This window comes from bacterium, from assembly GCA_040755795.1.
Classification (GTDB): Bacteria; UBA9089; CG2-30-40-21; order CG2-30-40-21; family SBAY01; genus JBFLXS01.
Genome location: JBFLXS010000112.1, coordinates 1 through 10,643 on the forward strand (window position 1 = coordinate 1; position 10,643 = coordinate 10,643).

Consider the following 10,643-nt stretch of genomic DNA (forward strand, 5'->3'; position numbering starts at 1 on the left):
TACAAAATATTGAATGTAGAATATCGAATGTAGAATGTTCAAAGTATAAAAACGGCCAAACAGAAAAATCCAGAAACTTCATCATTCTACATTCAGTATTCTACATTCGATATTCAATATTATTCCTATTACCTGAACGATTATGAAATCTGAAATAGAAGAATCCACCCCCTACCCCCGCCAGCGGGGCACATCAATTGAGTAGCGACAGAGCACTAGATTAAGACACCACCCGGATTTCGGGGATTTTTTCATTCCCGAATCCCGGACCCCGAATCCCGCGCCCCGAACCTACACTCTTGATGCATAGACCTATCTTCGTTCGTGAAGCAGTGCCTTTCGGCTTAAACTGATTCTATCATGCTCATCAATCCCAATCACCTTAACCATTACTTCGTCTCCTTCATTAACTACATCCTCAACTTTTTTGACATGATAATCGGCTAATTGAGATATATGAAGCAATCCTTCTTTGCCAGGTAGTATTTCTACAAATGCACCGAAGGTGGTAACTCTCATCACTTTGCCGCGATAACTTTTGCCTACTTCAGCTTCTTCAATTAAATACTCAATCATCCCTACTGCTTGTGAGGTGGATTCTTTATCCGGTCCAGAGATATTTACCGACCCATCATCTTTAATATTAATTTTTGCTCCAGTAGTCTCTGTGATATTTTTGATTACCTTTCCGCCAGGGCCAATAACATCTTTAATCTTTCTCACCGGAATAGTCATCATAACAATATTAGGGGCATACTCAGAAACCTCTTTTTTAGGTTGAGAAATAGCCTTTTCCATTTCGGATAAGATGAATAATCTTCCTTGTTTAGCCTGTTCTAATGTTGCTTTTATTATTTCATTAGTTATCCCTGGAATCTTTATATCCAATTGAATACCCGTAATGCCATTTTTAGTCCCGGCAACTTTAAAATCCATATCACCATAAGCATCTTCTAACCCGGTAATATCCGTCATTAAAGCGAAGTCGTTATTTTCTTTAACTAATCCAATACTGATTCCTGCAACAGGGGCAATAATTGGGACTCCCGCGTCCATTAAAGACAATGAACCACCACATACCGAAGCCATAGAAGTAGAACCATTTGATTCTAAAATATCTGATACAACCCGAATGGTGTAAGGAAATTTTTCTTTGGGTGGAACGACAGGGAAAAGTGAGCGTTCGGCTAAAGCACCATGTCCTACCTCGCGTCTGCCAGGACCTCGCATTGATTTAATCTCCCCAACGCTAAACGGCGGAAAATTGTAATGCAACATAAATTGTTTGAATTTCTTCCCTTCAATGTTATCTAACATTTGTTCATCTTCTGGTGTGCCTAATGTCGTTATGACTAACCCCTGTGTTTGCCCTCTGGTAAATAATGCAGAACCATGTGTTCTTGGTAATATCCCAACTTGACATTCTATGGGTCTGATTGAAGTAAGGTTACGACCATCAGCCCTTTTACCATCTTTTAATATAGAGGTTCGAACAATCTCCCCGCTAATAATGTCTATTACTTTACAAATTTGTGGTTCCTGTTCAGAAGAAATTGATTCAAAATGTGAGATTGTTTGGGATATAGCCTCCTGAATTTTTTTATTCCTTAAAGTTTTATCTGGAATAAACAGAGCCTCTTTAAGTAAATTAGTTGCGAATTCTCGAACCCGGCGGTCAAGTTCCCTGTCAATCATAAATATAGGAACTTCCATCTTTTCTTTTCCTGCTTTTTGTCTCAAATCCTCTTGTAAATCAATAATTTGATAAATAATCGGTTGAGCAAACTCAATTGCCTCTAAAATCACCCTTTCATCTAACTGATTGGCTGAGGCCTCAAGCATCATAATTGTCCCTTTGGTGCCTGCAACAATAATATCCAGGTCAGATTCATCTTTTTCTTGATAGGTAGGATTGACGATGAACTCCTGATTAATCCTTCCTATTCTCACGGCTCCAATGGGTGTGGTAAAAGGAATATCAGAGATATAAAGTGATGCAGAGGCGCCAATGATGCCAAAAATATCTGGTGGGGTATCATCTGCAGATAAAACAGTAGGAACTATCTGGACTTCATTTAAAAATCCTTCAGGAAATAAGGGGCGAAGTGGACGGTCAATAAGTCTGCTACTCAAGATTTCACGCTCGGATGGTTTTCCTTCTCGTCTGAAAAATCCTCCAGGTATTCTACCCGCCGCATAAAATCTTTCTTGATACTCAACGGTTAATGGGAAAAAGTCTTTTTCTTTATCTACCTCTGGACTTACAACTGATGTAACTAAAACAGAAGTGTCTCCACATTTTACCCAGACACCACCGTTGGCTTGTTTAGCTACCTTCCCTGTTTCTAATGTCAGGTTTTTCTTACCTATTTTGCATTCAACTGTAAACATAAAATTTTTATCCTCCTTTTTTATGTTCCTCTAAATTGCTTAAAATTATAGTATATTTTGTTAATTATGTCAAGAAAAACTTATCCTTGACTTTTTTTTTTGCTTGTGATATAATTTTTTCTATGGAAGAAATTAAAATTAAAAGAATAAAAGTTGGTTTAATCTGGAGCGAAAGTTTTAAGATGATGGTTAAACAGCCCAGGATTTTTCTTCCCTATTTTACTTTAATTTTGTTAGAAATTCTATTCCTTATTTTTTTATTCTTAAATTATCTACCAATTTTCTCTCCGTTATTGTCCCCGCCAATTAAAGTTTTTTTTGGTGAAAGTTATCTTCATTATCCCTCTAATCTTGTTATTTTACCAACTATCTTTGATTATGTTGATTTGATTTTGGTGCTTATTTTTGCTCCTTTAATCAGTGGTATGACGGTGCGTATGGTTTATCAATCAGCAGAAGGTCATAAACCTGAAATTTTCAATAATATTCTCCCGGTATTAAAAAAATACCTTATTCTTCTTGGATTGTGGATAATCGTAACAATTCTCGTATTTACCATTTTTTATCTGGGTAAATTTTTAGTTTCAGAATTCTATACTAAAGAAATATCAAAAACTATCCATATTCCTACCTGGCGAATGAGTCGATTAATGGAATACTTCTGTTTTTTCCTGACTTTAGTCATTGAAACCTTTTTTGCTTTCTGCATTCCAATTGTAATAATTGAAAATAAAAAAATATTAGCCTCTATCAAAACATCCTTTAAAATGAGCCTCTCTTTGTTTTTAGTTACATTTATTTTAATCTGTATGCCTAACATACTTAATAATATAATAGTTTTAATAAAACAAAAGGTGCTTACTTTGTTAATGGATAATTTTTTCCCTGAAATTGTCTTTGTCATTATGGGAGCAGGATTTTTAGTTTATCTTATTACGCAGGTTCTTCAAATAACATCTTTAACATTAGTTTTCTTAAAGAAGGGTAGTGTCTGAAAATAACTCTAATAGTGAAATCTATGCAGATTTGGTGTAAAAAAGGGGATAAGGAGATAAAAGGAGATATGGAGATTATTCATAGTAATTTGCAAAATTTTAGAATGAATTTATCCCCTTATCTCCATAATCCCCCTATCTCCTTTTCTTACACTATTTCAACCTTTATACTAGTGTGGTGTTGAGTAAGTTTTGCACGGGGCATCATCAGGTTTCGTAACATGCAAACGGATAATTGGTAAGTGGTAACTGGTTAAATAGTTTCGTCCTGAGCTCAGCCGAACGGTATTTAATTACCAGTTACCAATCACCAGTTACCAGAATCAAATTCCGTGCGTTATTTGTTCAACACGACACTAGATTAAGACACCACCTAAAGAAGTATCATGAAAAACTTATTTAATATTATAGGTTTAACACTAATAATTTTATTAACCAGTTGCACGCAGGAATATAAACTGGAGCGGATGTACTATCATGCTTACAAAAAATATATCCAAATTAGTAAAAATCCATCTTCTGTTACTCCATCCCAAATAGACGAGGTAATTGCTGATTTTAAGAAAATTATTAATCTGAGTTCAAAGGGCTTTAAAGGCGGAAATATCCAATATACCATTGGACATCTTTATCTTCTTAAAAAGGATTTTAAAAAGGCAAGACAAAAACTTAATGAATTTATTTCTGATTTTTCCTACCAGAGAGAAAACTGCCTTACGGCAAAACTTCTAATTGGACTTTCTTATGAACAGGAAAACAAATGGGATAATGCCCTGGTCATTTTTAAGGAAATTATGAGGGATTATCCATTAAATTTAATAGCGATAGACCTTCCAGACCATATTGCCCAATATTACGAAGGAGATAAGAAATATCAAGAGGCAGAAAAAACTCTAAGAGACGCAATTGTTTATTATGACAAAATTATAAATAGTTATCCATCTCATAAAAAATTAGTTATGGTTATGGAGGATAAGATTCTCCAAACTTATGAAAAATTAGATGATTGGCAGGGAATGATAAATACCTTACGGAATATGATTGATATTTACCCTCATACAGAAAGAGGTGCACAGGCATTATATCAGTTGGCAAAGATTTATGAAGATAGGAAAAAGACAAAAGAAGCTATTTCCTGTTATGAACAATTCATACAAGACTACCCGCATCATAATTTAACAAGTGTTGCCAGAGAAAAAATACACTCTTTGAAAATAATCTTACCTGTGAAAGATGATTAAAATGAAATGGTAACCGTTCAGGTATAGATAAAAATATAACTCAAATCTCAAAACTCAAAGCTCAAAGATACAACTTAAAACTAAATCAGGGATGTTAAGCGTCTCGTCCATAGATTTTAATTTTTTCTGTGCGTCTGTGCGGTGAACAGTTACGCTTTTTTTAAGATAAGATTAAAGACCATAGACTAAATGGAGTAAAATTAGATGCACATCAAATATAGATACGATTTAATATCTATAGGTTTATTGATTAGTTTTGTAATTATATTCTTTTGGAAAATAATAAGTATGAATTGGATATTTTTTCAAGGGGATATAATGTGTATATTTTATCCCATCAAATTATTCTATAGTGAAGGTTTAAAGGGATTTAATTTTCCATTGTGGTTACCTGATATTCAATGTGGCTTTCCAGTATTTGCAGTAGGTAATCAAGGATTTATGTATCCATTGAACCTTATTTTATTCTTTTTTTTTCCTGCTTATATTGCCTTTAATCTAAATTATGTAATTCATTTTATTTTAGCCGGGGTATTTACCTACTTTTTTGCTACCACAATCGGCTTACCAAAAACTTCAGCCTTAATTTCTTCTCTAATTTTTATGTTTAGTGGATTTTCAATAGCCCATTTAGAGCATATGGACATATTAAATTCGATTATCTGGTTACCTCTATTATTAATATTTATGGAAAGGATTATTAAGGTGGCTGAAAAGAGATATTTCTATGTGATCTTAGCCGGGATATTTATTGGAATTCAAGTGCTATCAGGACATCAACAAATGACATTTTATTCATTATTATGTTTAAGTTTATATTTTTTATGGGGTGTTTTTAGTGAGCATCCTAAAAAGATACTTAACTTTTTATTAATGTTTATCTTAATGCTAATAATAAGTTTTGGTCTATCTGCTGTTCAAATACTCCCAACCCATGAATTATTATCTATTTCTAATCGAGGAGGAGGAATAAGTCTTAAATTTGCTAATATTGGTAGTTTCCCACCACAAAATTTTATCACCTTTATTTTACCTTATTTTATGGGAGACCGTGATGTCTACTGGGGTAAATGGTTTTTTACAGAAGGCTGTATCTACATAGGCATATTGCCATTATTATTATTATTATTTACTATTTTTTCCAAAAAGAATAGATATACCTACTTCTTTTCTTTATTATTGATATTTTCTGGAATATTAATGGTAGGTAGTTCTACCCCTTTGTTCACTATGTTGTGGCATTTACCAATATTCAATAGTATTCGAGCACCAGCACGATTTGGCGACCTTTTGATTTTTTCTATTTCTATCTTAAGCGGATTTGGATTTTCATATTTAATTAGTCAAGGAATAAATAAAAAAATATATCTTAAAATATTATGGATTTTCTTAACTTTAGTCTTAGCAGGTATTGTTTTACTTAATATAATTGGTCTTGAAGCATTATTACCCCGGGATTTTCCTGATAAGCGAATTAAGTATATCCAGGAAGATGTATTTTTCTTTTCTATCTTTATAATCTTAAGTCTGCTCATATTAATTCTATGGTTTAAACAAAGGATAGGATTATTAACCTTCAAATTCCTGACCATATTTTTAATTTTAATTGACTTATTCATATTTGGAGTAAAAGGTATGCCACAACTTGTTAAAACATCAAATTTATCATCCATACTTATTCCACAAACTTCAAGATTTTTAATACAAAAAGAAGATAATGTCTATAGAATTATGTCTGTCTATCCTGGTAAAGTAAAGATAGTCTCTAAAGAAAAATACCCAGTTGATACCTTTAGAAAACTGCTAGCCATTAATTTTAATATCTATTCACATATTCAAGAGATAAATATGATTCTGGGCTTAATCTATGTGAAATATTGGCAAGAAGTAATAAATCTTTTTCGTCAAAATACTCCTGAATGTATTAGTCAAGAAGAAGTTATCCCTCTGATAATTAAAAATATACAATTACTTAATTTACTTAATGTCAAATATATATTATTTACGCTGGATATAGAAGATGAGCGATTTAGCACCGTCTTTGAAGATAATGGAATCAAGATTATAGAAAATAAGCAAGTCTTGCCTCGAGCTTTTGTGGTAGATGAGGTTAAAGTAATTAAGAGAAAAGAGGATGTTCTAAAAGAATTAAGTAGTAAGGAATTTAACCCTAAAAAATATGTCATCCTTGAAGAAAGACCAAAAACCAACCACCAGCCACCAGCCACCAGATACCAGATACCAGCCACCAGCCACCAGCCACCAGAAATAATTAAATATAAAAATGAGGAGGTAGTTATTCAATGTAGTATGAAAGATAAGGGCTTTTTAGTCTTATCAGACCTTTATTATCCTGGCTGGCAGGTTTATGTCGATGGTAAAAAAGAAAAGATATATCGTGCCTATCATTTAGTAAGGGCTGTGTATCTTGATAAAGGAAATCATATCGTTAAGTTTAAATACGAATCTTTATCTTTCAAAATAGGTTTGTGTATTACTATCTTTACTATTTTAGGTTTGATAATCTACTTGTGGTATCGAATGAACAAATTGAAAAAAAATTGGTAACCGTTCAGGTAGTCCTTTACCGCACAGAAGCACAGGACACACCCCTAACCCCTCTCAAGAGGGGACAGAGAAGACATAGAAATAAAGTAACTATTCAGCCACTGATGAACACGGATAGATAGTAGAAGTCAGAGGACAGATGAGAAAGGGGGAAACGGGGGAGAAACGGAGAAGGAGAGGAGATACGAGGCACTATACCTGAATTTGCCTTTAACCTTGAGCCTAATTACGGACACAGATACCGGACACGATTCACGAATTTTCAGTGTTTCATCTGTGTCCATTTGTAGCTGAATAGTTACCCCTTAAATAGATATTCCAGAGCATAAGGAGGAATATCAATGCCATTTATTCCGAAATATACCATAACTGAAAAAAATACTTAACAATCTTACGACAATTGCAGAGGTTCGTGAAACTATTGAGCATGCCCATCTTGTGCCCAAATGGGAAGCGTCACTGCGCAGGCAGGCAAGGCTTCGTAATACCCATTCATCCACTGCTATTGAAGGTAACAATCTTACTCTTGAGCAAGTCGAAGTATTGGCTGCCGGCAAAGAAGTTGTCGCTACGGAGAAAGACAAAAAGGAGGTGCTCAATTACCTTGAGGCACTGGAATAACAGAGAAAGTTTACCCTGAGCGTAGCCAAAGGGTTGATGATTAGGTTGATGATTAGGTTGATGATTATTCACCATCTTTATAAGAGATTCCCCTGAAAATAGCGAATTAGTGAATTAGAGATTAGCGAATTAGTTATAGTATCCACAGACTCGTATCCTATGGTGTAGAACAGATATTCCCCCTTAATAAAGGGGGTTAGGGGGTTGTTCTTCCATTATTTTCATCCCCCTTTGTGAGCCGCAGGTTCATGAGTGTTTCCCCTGAAAATAATGTTAAAATAGCACGCGGATAACGCGGATTTAACGGATTTTCACTGATTTTTTCTCTTTTTTCTATTCTATCTTATATCCGCGAATATCCGCATCATCAGCGTCATCAGCGTGCTATTATTTTTCATCGTCCTTTGTGAACCGCCGGTTTATGACTGTTTCTCAAAGGGTTGGAGGAATGTGATAATATCTTTGCTTCAAGTATTTTAACGCTGAAAGGAAAGAGATAATTTTACTGAACTTTGGCAAAGATAGTTTATAGTTGATAGTAGATAGTTGAAGGACTATAGACTATAAACCATAAACTATAAACTACAGACTTCTCCAACCTGACTCCAAATTTTTGGACATTAGCTTTAACGATAACTTCTTGATTTTAAACACTTTGAATTTTTAGCTAAAATCATTGCAAAAAATATCTCTTTTAAATTCAATATGTTACAGAGTCAAGAAATTTGCAAATGTCCAATTTAACGACATTTTCATAACTAATTGAAATTCCATATCTTATAGCGAACGACACCTCAAGTTTGGAGAAGTCTGAACTATAAACTATAAACGAGTTTTGCATTTTGCTCTTTGGAGGAAATTGATAAAAATAGAGGTTTTAAATACCCGCTTAAAAACTACAGTTTCCTGGTTTTGCAGAACTCTATAATCCACCTAAAGAAAGGAGAAGAAGCTTTTATGGAAAGACCAGACGAGATTAAAAAATTAAGTGAAAAGATAGTAGAGTTAGAGAGAACAAATACGGATTTAAAAAGAAATAATCAGGCAAAGTCTGAATTTGTTTCCATCGCATCTCATGAATTACGCACCCCACTTACCGTTATTAAAGGATATATTTCTTTACTTAAGCAGGAAGATATAGGTAATAATCCTGAAAAACGCCTGGATTTCCTTCATCGCCTGGATGTTCAAACCAATCATATGATAAAATTAGTTAATAATCTTCTCAATGTATCCCGAATAGAAAGGGGTTGGTTTGGAATTTATCGAGATGTAATAGATATACCTGTATTGGTAAAATCTGTGGTTGACAATCTAATCTCAACTACATCCATTCATCAATTCAAAATAAACTTTCCCTCAGATTTTCCTGTGATTATAGGAGATAAAGATAGATTAGAGGAAGTACTTACTAACTTGATTGATAATGGAATTAGATATTCACCACAAGGTGGTGAGATTATAATTGAAGGAATGGTAGAAGAAGATGAGGTGAAAATAATCGTTCAAGACCAGGGGATGGGTATTTCAGATGAATATTTACCTCATCTCTTTGAAAAATTCCAGAGAGTAGAACCACATCTTGTCAAAGGGACAGGTTTAGGACTGGCAATTAGTAAAGGGATTGTAGAAGCCCATGGTGGTAAAATATGGGTAGAAAGTGCCATCGGTAGAGGCAGTAAGTTTATCTTTACCCTGCCAATAAATGTAACATTAGCCGAAGAATTAGAAAATGTAAAATTTATTGAGATACTTAAAGAAGCCGAGCGTATATCTATGAGTGATATTAAAAAGGCAGTAGATTTTCTATCCAAACAAGGTGAACTCATATCAAAAATGAAAAATGTGAAAATCTCTGACTTGTTAAATAACTCACTGGGACCATTTAAAACATTGTTAATGGCGATAGATGCTAAAACCCCTTACACATTAGACCATTCTATGAAGGTAACTGAATATACGATGATGATTGCAGATGAATTACAATTATCACTTACAGAAAAGCGAAATTTGCGATTATCGGCTCTATTACATGATATAGGCAGGGTAGAAGTTCCTGAGGAAATTCTTTGTAAACAAAGCAAATTAACAGAGGATGAGCTTAAAAGAATACAGGAACATCCATCAGCAGGAGTCCGAATTCTGTCTCCATTACGGAAATTAGAATGGGTAATTGGAGGTGTCCTTCATCATCATGAACGATTTGATGGCACTGGTTATCCAGATAAATTGAGGGGTGAAGCGATTCCCCTATTCGCTCGAATTATAGGGGTAGCTGATGCCTATAGTGCTATGATTTCCCGCAGACCTTACCGTAAAGAACTAAGTAAAGAAGAGGCGTTATCTGAAATCAAAAGAAATGAAGGGCAACAGTTTGACCCACATATTGCTGAAGTGTTTTTAAAAATTATGCAGATAAATAAAAAAGTAAGAGTTCAGGTAGGATATAAAAAATAAGGAGAAAGGGAGAAGATGGAGAAGTGGAGAAAAGAAGAGTTAACTGATAGGATTATTAATGCCTGTAGCAGTGGATAAAGAAATAGGGTTACTGGTAAATTTCGCAGACTCCAGGATTGATGTCCGAAGGGTGGAGCAAGAAAAAGTTTGAGCCATTTCTCCAATTCTCCCTTTTCCCCATTTCTCCTTGTTTACACTTCTAATGTATAGCCCTGAACGGTTACATAAAAAATAACTACGCTCTTCCCCTGAAAATAGCGAATTAGTGAATTAGAGATTAGCGAATTAGTATAGTATCCACAGACTCGTATCCTCTGGTGTAGAACAGATATTCCCCCTTAATAAAGGGGGTTAGGGGGTTGTCCTTCTC

At 34.3% G+C, this 10,643-nt stretch carries 6 protein-coding genes; 5 read left to right on the forward strand and 1 reads right to left on the reverse strand.

The genetic code is table 11. From position 1 onward, the window contains the following. Positions 1-312: 312 nt before the first annotated feature. Positions 313-2,391 (reverse strand): polyribonucleotide nucleotidyltransferase, encoded by a 2,079-nt coding sequence (locus tag AB1414_08910; GenBank protein MEW6607559.1) that lies wholly within the window; start codon positions 2,389-2,391, stop codon positions 313-315. A gap of 122 nt (positions 2,392-2,513) precedes the next feature. On the opposite strand from AB1414_08910, the gene AB1414_08915 reads away from it, so the two are divergent. The 5 genes from AB1414_08915 (at position 2,514) to AB1414_08935 (ending at position 10,273) form a co-directional block, all read left to right on the forward strand. After that, entirely contained in the window at positions 2,514-3,386 is an 873-nt protein-coding gene (locus AB1414_08915) for a hypothetical protein (GenBank protein ID MEW6607560.1), read from the forward strand. A 386-nt stretch (positions 3,387-3,772) separates the two neighbouring features. Then, positions 3,773-4,627, forward strand: a complete 855-nt coding sequence (locus tag AB1414_08920; protein MEW6607561.1) for a tetratricopeptide repeat protein — start codon at positions 3,773-3,775, stop codon at positions 4,625-4,627. A 288-nt stretch (positions 4,628-4,915) separates the two neighbouring features. Beyond that, positions 4,916-7,195: a YfhO family protein gene (locus AB1414_08925; protein MEW6607562.1), complete on the forward strand. Its 2,280-nt coding sequence runs from the start codon at positions 4,916-4,918 to the stop codon at positions 7,193-7,195. A 438-nt stretch (positions 7,196-7,633) separates the two neighbouring features. Continuing rightward, the gene (locus AB1414_08930; GenBank protein ID MEW6607563.1) at positions 7,634-7,816 is read left to right on the forward strand and encodes a Fic/DOC family N-terminal domain-containing protein; all 183 of its coding nucleotides are present in this window, start codon (positions 7,634-7,636) and stop codon (positions 7,814-7,816) included. 957 nt (positions 7,817-8,773) lie between these two features. Continuing rightward, positions 8,774-10,273 carry an HD domain-containing phosphohydrolase gene (locus AB1414_08935; protein MEW6607564.1) on the forward strand — a complete coding sequence of 500 codons (1,500 nt, stop codon included), beginning with the start codon at positions 8,774-8,776 and terminating at the stop codon, positions 10,271-10,273. Positions 10,274-10,643 lie beyond the last annotated feature (370 nt).

Coding starts and splice junctions, on each gene's coding strand:
- AB1414_08910 (MEW6607559.1), bottom strand. CDS start 2,391: ATGTTTACAGTTGAATGCAAAATAGGTAAGAAAAACCTGACATTAGAA.
- AB1414_08915 (MEW6607560.1), top strand. CDS start 2,514: ATGGAAGAAATTAAAATTAAAAGAATAAAAGTTGGTTTAATCTGGAGC.
- AB1414_08920 (MEW6607561.1), top strand. CDS start 3,773: ATGAAAAACTTATTTAATATTATAGGTTTAACACTAATAATTTTATTA.
- AB1414_08925 (MEW6607562.1), top strand. CDS start 4,916: ATGAATTGGATATTTTTTCAAGGGGATATAATGTGTATATTTTATCCC.
- AB1414_08935 (MEW6607564.1), top strand. CDS start 8,774: ATGGAAAGACCAGACGAGATTAAAAAATTAAGTGAAAAGATAGTAGAG.